Annotated in this window: 13 protein-coding genes; 11 read left to right on the top strand and 2 right to left on the bottom strand. The window is 38.8% G+C overall.

Annotation, left to right across the window (positions count from 1 at the left end):
• Window positions 1–41: 41 nt before the first annotated feature.
• The 4 genes from trpD to trpA all read left to right on the top strand — a co-directional run bounded on the left by trpD (window position 42) and on the right by trpA (window position 3,827).
• Window positions 42–1,028 (top strand): anthranilate phosphoribosyltransferase, encoded by a 987-nt coding sequence (trpD, locus tag GJU39_RS20400; protein ID WP_154282851.1) that lies wholly within the window; start codon window positions 42–44, stop codon window positions 1,026–1,028.
• On the top strand, window positions 1,028–1,660 hold the full coding sequence (locus GJU39_RS20395; RefSeq protein WP_154282850.1) for a phosphoribosylanthranilate isomerase: 633 nt from the start codon (window positions 1,028–1,030) through the stop codon (window positions 1,658–1,660). The genes trpD and GJU39_RS20395 overlap by 1 nt, the downstream gene beginning before the upstream one ends.
• A 119-nt stretch (window positions 1,661–1,779) precedes the next feature.
• A complete protein-coding gene (trpB, locus tag GJU39_RS20390; protein WP_154282849.1) occupies window positions 1,780–2,961 on the top strand; it encodes a tryptophan synthase subunit beta in 1,182 nt (393 codons plus the stop codon).
• 101 nt (window positions 2,962–3,062) lie between these two features.
• Entirely contained in the window at window positions 3,063–3,827 is a 765-nt protein-coding gene (trpA, locus tag GJU39_RS20385; protein ID WP_154282848.1) for a tryptophan synthase subunit alpha, read from the top strand.
• 389 nt (window positions 3,828–4,216) lie between these two features.
• Here the strand turns inward: trpA and GJU39_RS24220 are convergent, their stop codons facing one another.
• Together GJU39_RS24220 and GJU39_RS20380 are read right to left on the bottom strand one after the other, a co-directional pair.
• A complete protein-coding gene (locus GJU39_RS24220; protein ID WP_342448232.1) occupies window positions 4,217–4,381 on the bottom strand; it encodes a helix-turn-helix domain-containing protein in 165 nt (54 codons plus the stop codon).
• A gap of 5 nt (window positions 4,382–4,386) precedes the next feature.
• A complete protein-coding gene (locus GJU39_RS20380; RefSeq protein ID WP_342448231.1) occupies window positions 4,387–5,112 on the bottom strand; it encodes an AraC family transcriptional regulator in 726 nt (241 codons plus the stop codon).
• 161 nt (window positions 5,113–5,273) lie between these two features.
• Here GJU39_RS20380 and GJU39_RS20375 point away from each other — a divergent pair, with 161 nt between their 5' ends.
• The 7 genes from GJU39_RS20375 (at window position 5,274) to GJU39_RS20345 (ending at window position 14,441) form a co-directional block, all read left to right on the top strand.
• Window positions 5,274–5,840: a sugar O-acetyltransferase gene (locus GJU39_RS20375; RefSeq protein WP_154282847.1), complete on the top strand. Its 567-nt coding sequence runs from the start codon at window positions 5,274–5,276 to the stop codon at window positions 5,838–5,840.
• A 22-nt stretch (window positions 5,841–5,862) separates the two neighbouring features.
• Entirely contained in the window at window positions 5,863–6,354 is a 492-nt protein-coding gene (locus tag GJU39_RS20370) for a (R)-mandelonitrile lyase (protein ID WP_209437694.1), read from the top strand.
• The gene (locus GJU39_RS23650) at window positions 6,326–7,420 is read left to right on the top strand and encodes a carboxymuconolactone decarboxylase family protein (protein WP_154282846.1); all 1,095 of its coding nucleotides are present in this window, start codon (window positions 6,326–6,328) and stop codon (window positions 7,418–7,420) included. The genes GJU39_RS20370 and GJU39_RS23650 overlap by 29 nt, the downstream gene beginning before the upstream one ends.
• Window positions 7,421–7,873: 453 nt before the next feature.
• Window positions 7,874–8,479: a TetR/AcrR family transcriptional regulator gene (locus GJU39_RS20360; protein WP_154282845.1), complete on the top strand. Its 606-nt coding sequence runs from the start codon at window positions 7,874–7,876 to the stop codon at window positions 8,477–8,479.
• 70 nt (window positions 8,480–8,549) lie between these two features.
• Window positions 8,550–9,749, top strand: coding sequence for an efflux RND transporter periplasmic adaptor subunit (locus GJU39_RS20355; protein ID WP_154282844.1), 1,200 nt, complete (start codon window positions 8,550–8,552; stop codon window positions 9,747–9,749).
• 110 nt (window positions 9,750–9,859) lie between these two features.
• Window positions 9,860–13,045, top strand: coding sequence for an efflux RND transporter permease subunit (locus GJU39_RS20350; protein WP_154282843.1), 3,186 nt, complete (start codon window positions 9,860–9,862; stop codon window positions 13,043–13,045).
• A complete protein-coding gene (locus GJU39_RS20345) occupies window positions 13,032–14,441 on the top strand; it encodes a TolC family protein (RefSeq protein WP_154282842.1) in 1,410 nt (469 codons plus the stop codon). The genes GJU39_RS20350 and GJU39_RS20345 overlap by 14 nt, the downstream gene beginning before the upstream one ends.
• The last annotated feature ends 575 nt before the right edge of the window (window positions 14,442–15,016 follow it).

The raw sequence follows: 15,016 nt of genomic DNA, 5'->3' as shown, positions 1-15,016 counted from the left end.
AAATTAAATCTGTAGGTAATTGTGATTACAAAGACATTGACATGAAAAGGATATTAAACCATTTATTCGAAAATAAGAGTTTCAGTAGGGAAGAGGCAAAGAATATTCTCATTTCTATCACCCAGGGTGAATTTAACTCCGCTCAGATTGCCGCTTTTATTACGGCTTATGCCATGAGGAATATCACCGTTGATGAATTGCAGGGCTTTCGCGATGCCATGCTGGATTTAGGCATTAAAGTAGATTTCTCTGGTTATGAGCTTATCGATCTTTGTGGAACTGGGGGCGATGGGAAGGATACCTTCAACATTTCTACGCTTTCCTCATTTGTGGTGGCAGGGGCAGGATATCATGTGGCAAAGCATGGTAATTACGGCGTTTCTTCCGGTTGTGGATCATCTAATGTAATGGAACACCTGGGCTATTCTTTTACCAACGATCAGGATACGTTAAAGCGAAACCTGGATCAGGCTGGAATTTGTTTTCTCCATGCGCCATTGTTTAATCCGGCAATGAAAATTGTTGCACCAATTCGTAAAGATTTAGGTATTAAAACGTTCTTCAATATGTTGGGGCCGATGGTAAATCCGTCACAACCTAAATATCAAATGGTAGGCGTTTTCAGTCTGGAACTGGCTCGATTATACAATTACCTTTATCAGGACACGACTAAAAACTATACTATTGTACATGCGCTTGAAGGGTATGATGAAATTTCTTTAACCTGCGATGTGAAAACATTTAACAATAAGGGAGAGAGTATTTTAACTTTAACTGATATGGGCTTCGAAAAAGTTTCGGTAAATGACATTAAAGGAGGGGATACGGTAGAATCTTCAGCAAGGATTTTTATGGACGTTTTAAATGGAGAAGCAACAGACGTGCAAAATAACGTGGTGCTTTGTAATTCTGCCCTGGCGATTAGAACAATAAAACCGACGGCCAGTTTTGCCGATTGTTTTTACGAAGCTGAAGAATCTTTGACAAGCAAAAAAGCATTGGAAAGTTTTAAAAAGTTAGTGGCCTGATGAACAAATTGAAAATAAAAGTTTGTGGAATGAAGCTGGCAGCCAATATCGCTGCCATTGCGGCACTAAGACCAGATTATTTGGGTTTCATTTTCTATGAAAAATCGCCACGGTTTATTAGTGATGTTTCTGCCGAATTAATTAAATATATCCCATCGGAAATTAAAACGGTTGGTGTTTTTGTTGATGAGGATATAGAAGTTGTGAAGAAAAAAGTAAATCTATATCAACTTAAGGGTGTTCAGTTACATGGAAAGGAGTCGCCGAAGTGCTGTGCTGATTTAAAATCAGCATCCGGAAGCGTAGAAATTATCAAGGCTTTTGGTGTGGATGAGAATTTTGACTTTAGTATTTTGAATACTTATAAAGATGTAGTTGATTACTTTTTGTTCGATACTAAAACAACAGCACACGGTGGATCTGGCAAAACGTTTGATTGGAAAATCCTCGATAATTATACCCTGGATCAACCTTACTTTTTAAGTGGTGGGATTGATTTGGAACATGCAGCCGGAATTTCGAAGATTAATGATGAGCGATTGTATGCAGTAGATATCAATAGCCGGTTTGAAGTAGAGCCGGGTGTTAAAGATGTAGGCAAAGTTGCTGCATTTATTAAGGCGTTAAAATAGACGATTGTTTTTTGCTTATCAAACATAGTCCATGATTTAATCATGGGGAAATTCAATCACAGGGAAATTAGAAATTGTTCAGTGCTCCCGGTATATCGGGAGATTTTGATAAAAATATTATGAAATACAAAGTAAACGAAAAAGGATATTACGGAGATTTTGGTGGAGCATACATCCCGGAGATGCTTTATCCGAACGTAGAGGAATTGCGTCAAAACTATTTAAAAATTATTGATGATGCCGGTTTCCAAAAAGAATTTCATCAGTTATTAAAAGATTATGTAGGTCGCCCTTCGCCATTATATCTGGCTAAAAGGTATTCTGAAAAATATGGTGCAAACATCTTCTTAAAAAGAGAAGATCTAAACCATACCGGTGCCCATAAAATTAACAACACCATCGGGCAAATTCTCCTTGCTGAGAAACTAGGTAAAAAGAGGATCATTGCAGAAACAGGTGCTGGTCAGCATGGTGTGGCTACGGCTACGGTTTGTGCTTTGCGTAACCTGGAATGTGTAATTTACATGGGTGAGGTAGATATTGAGCGTCAGGCGCCAAATGTTGCGCGGATGAAAATGCTCGGTGCAAAGGTGGTTCCGGCAAGTTCCGGGAGTAAAACCCTGAAAGATGCAACCAACGAAGCCATGCGCGACTGGATTAATAACCCGGTTGACACACATTATATTATTGGTTCGGTTGTTGGTCCGCATCCTTACCCTGATATGGTGGCGTTATTTCAATCCGTTATTTCAGAAGAAACGAAAAGGCAATTATTAGAACAAACCGGAAATAATCAACCAGATTATGTTTTGGCCTGCGTAGGTGGCGGAAGTAACGCTATGGGCATGTTCTATCATTTTATGGATGATGAAAATGTGAAGCTCATTGCTGTTGAAGCTGCCGGAAAAGGCGTTTCAAGCGGATTTTCTGCTGCGACCACCTATTTGGGAAAAGAAGGTGTGTTGCACGGAAGCAGGAGTATCTTAATGCAAACGGAAGATGGGCAAGTGGTAGAACCGCACTCGGTTTCGGCAGGGTTGGATTATCCGGGCATAGGTCCTCAACATGCTCATTTATTTAAAACCGGCCGCGGTCAATATGTTTCCATTACCGATGAAGAGAGTCTGGATGCCGGATTGTTACTCACACAACTGGAAGGAATTATTCCTGCAATCGAAAGTGCTCATGCTTTGGCTTATCTGGAAAAAATGGAATTTAAAGGTGGAGAGAATGTGGTAATTTGCTTATCAGGAAGAGGAGACAAGGATTTAGATACTTACATTAAATATTTTAATTTATAAGAAAAGTCGTCATTGCGAGGAACGAAGCAATCTGTTTCGCAAACTCGTTAGAATTATCTGTGAGATTACTTATTCCCTCGCAATGATGAAAAGTTGAAATTATGAATAGAATTAAACAACTCTTCGAAACGAAGAAAAATATATTATCAATTTACTATACGGCTGGTTATCCTAACATCGGCGACACGATTCAAATTGCAGAGGCCTTAGAAAAATCTGGTGCAGATATGCTGGAAATTGGGTTTCCTTATTCAGATCCTGTTGCGGATGGTCCGGTAATCCAGGCCAGCAGCAAACAATCCCTGGATCAGGGAATGACTTTGAAACTGCTTTTCGAACAATTAAAAGATTTACGTAAGAATGTAACTATCCCCGTTTTATTAATGGGCTATGTAAATCCGGTTTTGCAGTTTGGCGTAGAAAATTTTTGTAAAGCCTGCGCCGAAGTTGGCGTAGATGGCTGTATCGTGCCTGATTTGCCAATGGTAGAGTATGAAGAATTCTATCAGGGTTGCTTTGAAGAACACCAGTTAAGCAATGTGTTTTTAATTACACCGCAAACGGCTGATGAACGGATCCATAAGATTGATGGCTTAACCAATGGGTTCATTTATTTGCTCTCATCGTCTGCAACAACCGGTAAAAATCTAGAGGTCGGTAACACTACAGAAACTTACTTTGGCAGAATTAAAGATATGAATTTGAAAAATCCAACAATGATCGGTTTCGGAATTAGTGATAAACAGACTTTCGATAAGGCTTGTGCTTATGCCAATGGCGCAATCATTGGTACTGCTTTCGTAAAAGCAATTGAGAACGGGAATATTGAAGAGAATGTAAGTAGTTTTATGAAGAAGTTTAAGTAGTTGATCTACTGTTAATTAAATAAAGTAAGACCTGTATCACTATCGTGAACACAAAGTGAATGGCGAAACGTTTTCGAAATTATCCTCATAAAACTTATTTATCGCTTACCGGTAATGAAATCAAAAACGCCTGGAAGGATAATACTTTTTGATTTTAAGTAGCAGATTTCGATCAATAAATTGGAAAGCAGAAGCATTAAATTCATAGATGCTGGCAATGAATTTTAAAACGGATAGTTTTGAAACGCTTTCAAAAATTTTAATTCACAACTGAATAAGTTCAACCTGAATGGCATCAAAAACAAGTTGCCAATATTATAGAACGGAAAGCACATCTTGATACGTAAATGAAGGAGAAGCCTGAACGTAGAAGAATTTATAATAACCAATTAATTCAAACTCCTATACTCATTTGGTGTGACACCGGTTTTTTGTTTAAACAACCGGGTTAAATGTTGCTGATATTTAAAGCCTAATGAAGTGGCCACATCATTTATTGATTTTGAATGATCGAAAATTTTAGTCTTTGCCTCATCAATTAATTTGGTTTGAATGTAGTCTAATGCCGTACTTCCAGTTTCTTTTTTAATAAGGTCGCCAAAATAATAGATGATAAATGCAATTCTTCAGCACAATATGCAACGGAAGGTAAACCTAAAGTAATGCCTTTATCTGATTTAAAATAATCATTCAGTAGATTCTCAAAACGTACTAATATATCTTTGTTTATATTACTTCTGGTGATAAACTGGCGGTCGTAATAACGTTGGCAATAATTAAGGAAAAGCTCAATATTAGAAACAATCAATGTTTTGCTGTGTTTATCTATATTTTGCTGAATTTCCTCTTCAATTTTTTTCAGACAGTCTATAATTGTTTGGCGTTCCTTTTTCGATAAATGCAAAGCTTCGTTCACTTCGTAAGAAAAGAAAGAATAGTCCTTAATGTTTCTATCCAGCGAAGTGCCTTTCAGTAAATCGGGATGAAAAACCAAAGCATATCCGGATGGTTTAGTGGCAATACCTTTGCTATCGATCCCATAAATCTGACCGGGAGAAACAAAAACCAAAGTACCATCATCGTAATCGTAAGGCTGGCATCCGTACATCATATCGCCACATTTTATATTTTTCAGGAAAACGGCATAAACGCCTAAATATCTCCTGAAATGCTGAATGGTAGCTACTTCATTAAAATTAATAACGCTCACCAATGGATGCAATGTATCTACGCCAGCATACTCATTGTATTGTTTTACCGTATCAATTCTATCAACCTGTTTCATCAATCAAATTTATTAAAACTATTTAAGCGATAACTACATCCCTACCACAATCAGTAAAAGTGGTAAAAAGAACCGTATTCTGTATAAAGCTTTCCAAGGCTTTAATAACCAAATTTGTATAATGAATTTTTGCAACATTCAATCAATAGAATTTACAACAAATGAAAAAAACAGATTTATTTGAGCGACTTCAAAATGGCGAAACCATTTCTGTAAACGACAGTGAGGCATACAAAATGCGTGATGCTTCGTTTGCTACAAAAAAACTGTTGGTTCAGCTGAACAATGCGATAAACCCGGCAGAAGTTACCGATTTGCTGAGTCAAATTACAGGAAGTAGAATTGATGAAAGCGTTATGGTTTTTACCCCATTTTATATCAACTACGGCAAGCATACCAAAATCGGGAAAAATGTTTTTATCAATTTCGATTGTGTTTTCCTTGATTTGGGAGGAATTACGATTGATGATCATGTGCTGATTGCACCCAAAGTGAGCTTGCTCTCCGAAGGTCATCCTATATCTCCGGAATATAGACATTCTTTAATTCCGAAACCCATCCATATCAAAAAAAATGCATGGATTGGTGCAAGTGCCACCATTTTGCAGGGCGTAACCATTGGTGAAAATGCTATCGTGGCAGCAGGGGCTGTAGTTTCAGAAGACGTTCCGGATAACGTGATTGTGGGCGGAATTCCGGCAAAAATTATTAAAGATATTTATAATTAAAAAGTTAATAAAACTTCCTGAAATGAAGAACTTTACAACAACGGCATTGGTATTATCCTTAAGTATATTGCTGATGGCCTGCAACCCTAAAAATCAAGAAAAAATGACAACAGAAAACAATAATGCACTTTTCGCTAAAGGTGAAAAACTGACCAATGGATACTTTACAGGTGATGCCTATCTGGAAACCCTGCTGCAGAAAGATAAGAACAATAATTTTGTAATGGGTGCGGTAACTTTTGAACCAGGTGCAAGAACCAACTGGCATACGCATCCTAAAGGTCAGGTGCTTATCGTAACCGAAGGTGAGGGATGGTATCAGGAAAAAGGCAAACCTGCAAAAACCATTAAAAAAGGCGATGTCATCAATATTCCTGAAAATGTAGAACACTGGCACGGTGCCACGGCCAACATCAAAATGGTGCATATTGCCATCACTAATTATGAAGGTGAAACGAATGCTGTCTGGCTAAAACCTGTTACTGATGAAGAATACCATGAAGCAAATAAATAATAAAAAGTATAAAAAATATAAAGTTCTGCAATGGGTCTTTCTATTGTCCATCACATTAAGCACAACAAAAATGAGCGCACAAACCAACAGCAATCAAGGTTTAAACAGTCATCAAACCAGTATGATCAGCATTGCGGCTTATACTTCTGTTGGCGATGTACCCAGCCTTAAAACAGAACTGAATACCGGATTGGACGCCGGGCTGAAAGTAGAAGAAATCAAAGAAGCCATGGTACAGTTGTATGCCTATTGTGGTTTTCCAAGAAGTTTGAGTGCCATTAATACGCTAATGACAGTTTTGGAAGAAAGAAAGGCAAAAGGGATAACTGATCAGCTGGCAAAATCAGTCGCAGTTGAAAACCATACCACTAACAGATATGAACAGGGTAGAAAAGTTTTGGAAGAATTAACAAAAACACCTCAGAAAAAACCCGCACCTGGTTTTGGTGAGTTTGCGCCACGCATTGATGCCTTTTTAAAAGAACATTTATTTGCTGATGTATTTAGTAACGAGGTATTAAACTATCGCCAACGGGAATTGGTCACGATTTCAGCATTGGCTTCAATGGCTGGTGTCGAAGCACAGTTGCAGTCTCACATTACGATGGGGAAGAATACAGGCATTACTGCTATTCAGCTAAAACAATTAGCAGCAATTATTGAAAGTAAAATCAATAGAACGCAAGCCAATACGGTAAGAAAGATTATTGGCGAACCCATACTTCCGGTTATGGAAAAAGACATGATGGTACGCATTTCTGAAATTGAAATTTTGCCGGAATATTTAGCGGAATACAATGCTATTTTAAAAGAAGAATCTAGTGCTTCGGTAAAAATTGAACCAGGTGTACTGGCTATTTTTCCAATGTTCCAAAAAGAAAGCCCGAACCAGATCAGGATCATTGAGATTTATGCAAACAAAGCGGCTTATCAATCACATTTAACAACCCCACATTTTAAGCAATATAAAACGGCTACTTTAAAAATGGTGAAAGATTTAAAACTAATTGATATGAATAGTTTGGATGAAGCATCGATGACAGAAATTTTTAAAAAATTGAAATAGTGGAAAAGAAGAAATCAGGAGATAGCAGGTTAGAGGTTTACACATTGGCTAACAGAAAATAGCTTTGATTGAACAAATCAAGAGTAAACTTCACAACAAAACAACCCCATTAAATTGTGTTTAGTTTTGCTATATCGAAATCACATTTTTCATTTTCATTTAAGAAGGAATTTGGTTTAATACCTACAGAAGTGGCACCAATAATTTATGCAGCTACAGCCAGTTAGGTCAAGGCTACATAATGTTTAAATAAAATGTCTGCTTGTCAGGTTTAAAAATTTGTTAAGCGAAATTTTTTAAAAAATAATATTGCTGAAATATTTTGCCAGGAGCGTTTAAAAGCACTTTTTTGCCTTCTAAATTTTATCTGACAATTTAATGATTGTCAATTTCCAAATTGGTTATACATTTGCTTAACGGTGTTAGATTATTTATCACCTCATATTCCAAATCATGGGAAGCAAAGAAAGAATACTCCGATTGAAAGATGAAACCAGAACGAAAATTCTGGATGCCGCCTTGAACATAGTTCAAACTGAAGGCTGGCAGGCATTGAGTATGCGTAAAATTGCCGATCAGATTGAGTATACCGCACCAATTATTTACGAATATTTTTCAAATAAAGAAGGCATCCTGCTGGAACTTACCAGAAGAGGTTATCAGATTTTAGGAAAAGATATTCGCGAAGCCAGAGATCATCACGAATCAGCGGAAGATAAAATGGAAGCCATGTGGGTTGCCTACTGGAACTTCGCTTTTGCAAACAAAGAATTTTATCAGCTGATGTATGGTGTAGATATGGTTTGCTGCAATATGAAAAATTCAATGGCTGAGGCAGAAACTGTAGGATCGATGCTTGGAGATGTTATTGAAGCATTATTCAAAAAGAAACCAGTAAGTGAAAATGATATTTGCACTAAATATTATACCTATTGGTCGATCATACACGGCTTAATTTCGATTAACCTGGTACGCCCGAATGGAAGAACAACCGACGAACTAAACCAACAAATATTAAAAGACGCCATTAAAGGAATTACCTTATCCATTAATAGCTAGTTTTTTTTACCCAACTACTTAACACTGTTAAATAGTTTATAAGCTTTAATCCATTATAATTTTTAATCATATGAATGCTATCCACCTGTTGTTTATTCAACTTAACACTGTTAAATCATTTAATAGTATTAAAACTCTGTTTTTTATTTCACTACTTTCCATTTCACTGGTGGCATGTAAATCTGCGCCAGATCAGTCTGCCGCTGCACCGCCACCACCAGTGCTGCCCGTTAGCCTGGTAAATGAAAGTGCACAAACTACGTACATCGACTATCCCGCGGCTATTCAGGGCGCTGTAGATATTGATGTTCGGCCGCAGGTAAGTGGTTACCTGCAAAGCGTTTTAGTTAACGAAGGTGCTTATGTAACTGCCGGACAAACGCTTTTCAAAATTAATGACAATCCATATCGCGAAGCCTTGAACAATGCAAAAGCCAGTCTCCATGTTGCTGAAGCAGCCATTTTAAACGCCCAGCTGGAGGTTGATAAATTAACACCATTGGTTCAAAACAAAGTGGTTTCTGATTTTCAGCTAAAAACAGCTAAAACTGGCTACAAAATAGCGCAGGCAAATGCTGAACAGGCACGGGCAAGTGTGGCAGCTGCTCAGATCAATATGGGTTATACCAATGTTAAAGCAACCGTTAGTGGTTATATCGGCCGGATTCCAAAAAAGCAAGGTAGTTTAGTTTCACCTTCGGATCAGGCTGCCTTAACTCAACTTTCTGATATTCATGAAGTACATGTTTATTTCTCGCTTGCCGAAAATGATTTTAACAATTTCAATTCAAATTATCCGGGTAAAACCCCTGCAGATCGCATCAGTCATTTACCTGCAGTAGAATTGCTTCTATCTGATAACAGCGCTTATCCGGTTAAAGGGAAAATTGATATGATTGATGGTCAGTTTGATAAAAACACCGGCGCAATCACGTTGAGGGCAACTTTCAAAAATGCCAATAGTATTTTACGCTCCGGGAATACGGGTAAAATTCGCCTGGGCTTACCGCATCCTGATGCCATCTTGATCCCGCAGGTTGCAACGATAGAAATGCAGGATAAAGTGTTTGTATTTACAGTTGGTAAAGGCAATAAAGTGACTAAAATGCCAATCACGGTAATTGGCAAAAGCGGTAGTAATTACCTCATTAAAGATGGTGTAAAATCCGGCGATCAGATTGTGATGAGTGGTTTAGACCGTTTGCAGGAAGGACAAGTAATTCAACCTGAAAAGGCATCAGACAAAGCTGCTCAATTGAAAGGAAGCTAAAAAGCCGAAAGGTTAAAGCTGAAAGGCTAAAGCTAAAAGCAGAAAGACAAAAGCTTAAAGCCGAAGGGATAAAACTTAAAGCACAGAAAAGAAAATAATAAAATAAAAAAATGTTCAAGATATTTATACAAAGGCCCGTACTGGCTACCGTGATCTCCATTTTGTTGGTGATACTTGGGGTACTTGGCCTTACCAAATTGCCCCTACAACAGTTTCCTGATATTGCGCCGCCATCGGTTTTGGTTACGGCTGTTTATCCGGGAGCCAACGCCGAAACGGTTTTACGTTCGGTTGCGCCATCACTGGAAGAATCGATCAATGGGGTAGAAAACATGACTTACATGAGCTCTACCGCCAGTAACGACGGAACTTTGGCCATTACAGTGTTTTTTAAACTCGGTACCAATGCAGATCAGGCAGCGGTGAATGTTCAAAACAGGGTAGCACAGGCTACCAGTCAGTTGCCGTCAGAGGTTGTACAACAAGGAGTAACCACAGCGAAACAACAGAACAGTTTCATCATGGCAATTGGCTTATACACGGAAGACGAAGCTAAATATGATCAGACTTTTGTAGCCAATTACGCACAAATCAATATCATTCCAGAAATTAAAAGGATTCCGGGAGTAGGTTCGGCCGCAATTTTTGGTGGTTCGAAAGATTATTCTATGCGTGTATGGTTAAATCCTACGCAGATGTCTACCTACAAAGTTTCGCCTAACGAGGTAATGAAAGCCATTCAGGATAAAAGTCTGGAGGCAGCGCCCGGTAAATTTGGTGAGAAAAGTAAAGAGGTTTTCGAATATGTAATTAAGTATAAAGGTAAGTTAACCAAACCAGAAGAGTATGAAAATATAGCTATACGCGCCAATGCCGATGGTTCTATTTTGCGTCTGAAAGACGTAGCGAGGGTAGAACTTGGGGCTTATTCTTATAATAGTATCACCCGTTTAAACGGTAAAAAGGGAATTGTAATCGGAATTATCCAGCTGGCTGGATCCAATTCGAATGATATCCAGGTATCGCTTAACAAGCTGATGGCAAAAGCTGAGAAAAGTTTTCCGGTAGGGATTAAAAAGAACATTTTTTATAGTACAAAAGTTGCTTTAGATCAATCTATTGAGCAGGTAGAACATACTTTAGTAGAAGCCTTCTTATTGGTTTTCATCGTAGTATTTATTTTCCTGCAAGATTTTAGATCAACGCTGATTCCGGCTATTGCAGTTCCGGTAGCCATTCTGGGTACATTTTTCTTCATGCAATTGTTCGGTTTTTCCATCAATCTGTTAACCTTATTCGCTTTAATTTTAGCAATCGGGATTGTAGTAGATGATGCGATTGTCGTCGTAGAAGCGGTGCATGCCAAGATGGAGCACAAACATCTGTCGCCAAAAGCGGCCACACATGAAGCCATGCATGAAATTACCGGTGCAATCATTTCCATTACTTTGGTTATGGCAGCAGTATTCCTTCCGGTAGGCTTTATGGAAGGCTCTACGGGGGTATTCTACCGTCAATTTGCTTTTACCATGGCAATTGCAATTGTAATCTCAGCCGTAAATGCATTAACATTGAGTCCGGCTTTGGCTGCTTTATTTTTGAAAGATAATCATGCTGCACATGCTGATCAGCCGGAAGTAAAAAAAGGATTTAAAGAAAAGTTCTTCAACGGATTTAACACCAGTTTCAACTCGCTCACTAACCGTTATGTTGGAGGCCTGAAGTTTTTGGTTCGCCATAAATGGTTAAGTATGGGCGGCCTGGCGCTAATTACTTTAATTACGGTTTTCATGGTTAAAACCACTCCGGCCGGATTTATCCCGACCGAAGATCAGGGTTTTATCGCCATTGCAGTAAACACCCCATCTGGAACGTCGTTGGATGGAACACAAAAAATAATGTCGGAAGCTGAAGCTGTATTAAGCAAACTGGATGCATCAAGAGATGTGACCGCAGTATCGGGTTTCAACTTATTAACCAACTCTACCAGTCCGTCATCAGCCGTTGTATTCGTGTTGTTAAAACCAAATGAAGACCGTGGTGCCGTGAAAAATATTGAAGAGATTATGAATCAGGTTCGTGGCAAATTAGGCGCAATATCTGGTGGAAGTTTCTTTGTATTCAGTTTTCCAACCGTTCCGGGATTCAGTAATGTGGAGGCTTTGGATATGGTTCTACAAGATAAAACGGGTGGCAAACTTGATAAATTTAGTGGCATCTCTCAGGCCTTTATCGGTGAGTTGATGAAACGTCCTGAAATTGCAGTAGCCTTTACCAGTTTTAAAGCTGATTATCCGCAACTGCAACTGGATATCAACGATGAAAAAGCAGATCAGCTGGGCGTTAATGTGAAAGATATTCTGCAAAGTATGCAAACTTATTTCGGTAGTGTGCAGGCTTCAGACTTCAACCGCTTCGGGAAGTATTACCGCGTGGTGGTTCAGGCAGATGTTCAGGACCGTGCAGACCCATCTTCAATAGACAGGGTGTTTGTAAAAAGCAATCGTGGTGAAATGGTTCCAATTAATACCCTGGTTAAACTTACCCGTATCTATGGTTCTGAAACGGCATCAAGATATAACCTGTTTAACTCAATTTCGATCAATGCGATTCCTAAACCTGGCTTCAGTTCTGGTGATGCGATTAAAGCGATTGAAGAAGTAGCTGAGCAGCAGTTGCCAGATGGTTACAGTTATGAATTTTCCGGACAAACGCGTGAAGAGATTTCTTCCGGTGGTCAGTCAACAGTGATTTTCCTGCTCTGTCTGGTATTTATTTACTTCCTGCTTTCTGCCCAATATGAAAGTTACATCTTACCATTTGCTGTGCTGTTATCTATCCCTGCCGGAATATTTGGTGTATTCGTAGCCATCGGCCTTACGGGAATTGTGAATAATATTTATGTGCAGGTGGCGCTGATTATGTTGATCGGTTTACTGGCGAAAAATGCGATTCTGATTGTCGAGTTCGCGGTTCAGCGGCGAAAAGCTGGTCAGCCTTTAGTTGCGGCAGCATTAGAAGCCGCTAAATTAAGACTGCGACCAATTATTATGACTTCCCTGGCTTTTGTGGTTGGTTTAATCCCAATGATGGGGGCAACTGGTCCATCGGCGCAAGGTAACCATTCGATTAGTATTGGAGCTGCCGGCGGGATGATATCTGGTGTAATATTAGGTTTGTTCATCATACCTGTGTTATTCGTGATTTTCCAGGCTTTACAAGAAAAAATGTCTAAATCAAATGAGGTTGTTCACCAAGAAGAACCTGTAAAAAATATAACTTATGAAACGGTTTAATATCCTAAGCATCCTGCTCTTCGCAATCATCTGGAGTGGATGTTCTATTTCACAAAACCTGGCTTTGCCAGATAGTTTGGCGCCTAAAATGTTTAGAAATGCTGCGCCAAAAGATTCTTCAAGTATCGGCGATTTACCGCTGAAGAATTTTATCAGCGACCTCACTGTACAGAATTTAATTGATACCGCGCTGGTTCGTAATTACGACATGCAAATTGCATTGAAAAATATCGATGCTGCCGAAGTGTTGTTTAAACAGTCAAAACTGGGTTATTTGCCAGAATTGAAATTACAGGTAACAGCAAGCTCCAGCCGTCCGTCTGATAATAGCCTGAACGGATTAAGTTTAAACCAATTTACAGGATCTACCCATATCGAAGATTACAATGCCAACCTTGGCGTATTTTGGGAGGCAGATATCTGGGGTAAAATCCGAAATCAAAAAGCTGGCGCTTTAGCCAGTTTTTTGCAAACCGGCGAAGCCAGAAAAGCGATTCAAACACGTTTGGTAGCAAATGTTGCCCAGGGTTATTATAATTTATTGATGCTTGATGCGCAGCTGGAAATCGCCCGTAAAAACTTAAAGCTGAATGATAGTACACTAAGAATTATTAATTTACAGTTCGATGCGGGTCAGGTTACTTCTTTAGCCATTCAACAGGCAGAAGCACAGCAATTAAATGCAGCGGGTTTAATACCGCGTTTAGAGCAGAACGTTGCTTTGCAAGAAAATGCTTTAAGTGTTTTAATCGGTACTATGCCTAAGTCGATTAACCGTTTAAGCCGTTTAGATCAAATGACTATTCCTCAAGATTTGAATGCTGGTTTTCCTTCATCATTGTTAAGCCGCAGACCAGATATTAAATCGGCAGAATTGGCTTTAAATGTTGCCAATGCAAGAGTTGGGGTAGCGAAAGCGAGCTTGTATCCTTCTTTGGTAATTACAGCAAGCGGTGGGATCAATTCTTTTAAAGCCAGTAACTGGTTCAGCATGCCTGCATCCTTGTTCGGAATGGTTTCTGGAGGGATTACTCAACCTATCTTTCAAAGAGGTCAGCTGAAATCTAATTTAGCATTAGCAAAAATCGACAGAGAGAAAAGTGTAATTCAGTTCCGTCAATCGGTAATTACCGCCGTAGGTGAAGTTTCTGATGAGTTAACGAAAGTTGAAAAATTAAAAACGCAATATAGCATCGCTGAAAAACGTGCACAGACTTTACAACAGGCTTCAAGAAATGCGAGTCTATTGTTTAAAAGTGGTATGGCAAATTATTTAGAGGTAATTACTGCACAAGGTAATTTATTACAAAGTGAGCTGGAGTTAACGTCGATTAAAACCGAACAGCTGAATGCTGTTGTTGGTTTGTATCGTTCTTTAGGTGGTGGCTGGAATTAAGTAACTGCTTGTAAAATTTATATTTAAACCTATAAGGTCTTCAAGATCTTATAGGTTTTTTTAGTTAAAATTATCTTGTGGTTGGTGGTTTAACAATGATTTAGCCATTTCGCTGGCTTTCTTCGGCTGGCCGCCGACGGGCTTTTGCTTTTTTGCTTGATCAAAGTAACAAAACCAGCTTTTCAGCGGTTCCGTGGCCAAATATAAATCGTACTTCGACAGGCTCAGTATGACAGCTGATTTTGTTCTTCGAATTGATGATTCTATAATTTGGCATTCTGGGAATGATAATTTTTTACAGATTCACTACATTCAAATACATGATTCTTCCGTGGTTTCAGCGGTTCCGTGGCGAAATATAATCGTACTTCGACAGGCTCAGTATGACAACTGATTCTGTTCTTCGAATTGACGATTCTATGATTCGACAGGCTGGGGATGATAATTTTTTACAGATTTACTGCATTCAAATACATGATTCTTCTGTGGTTTCAGCGGTTCCGTGGCAAAATACAATCGTACTTCAACAGGCTCAGTATGACAGCTGATTTTGTTCTTCGAATTGATGATTCTAT

Origin of the sequence: Pedobacter petrophilus (assembly GCF_009674725.1) — a bacterium.
Lineage (GTDB): Bacteria > Bacteroidota > Bacteroidia > Sphingobacteriales > Sphingobacteriaceae > Pedobacter > Pedobacter petrophilus.
Note: the sequence above shows the minus strand (reverse complement) of the source record. Positions and strands in the feature narration are given on the sequence as shown.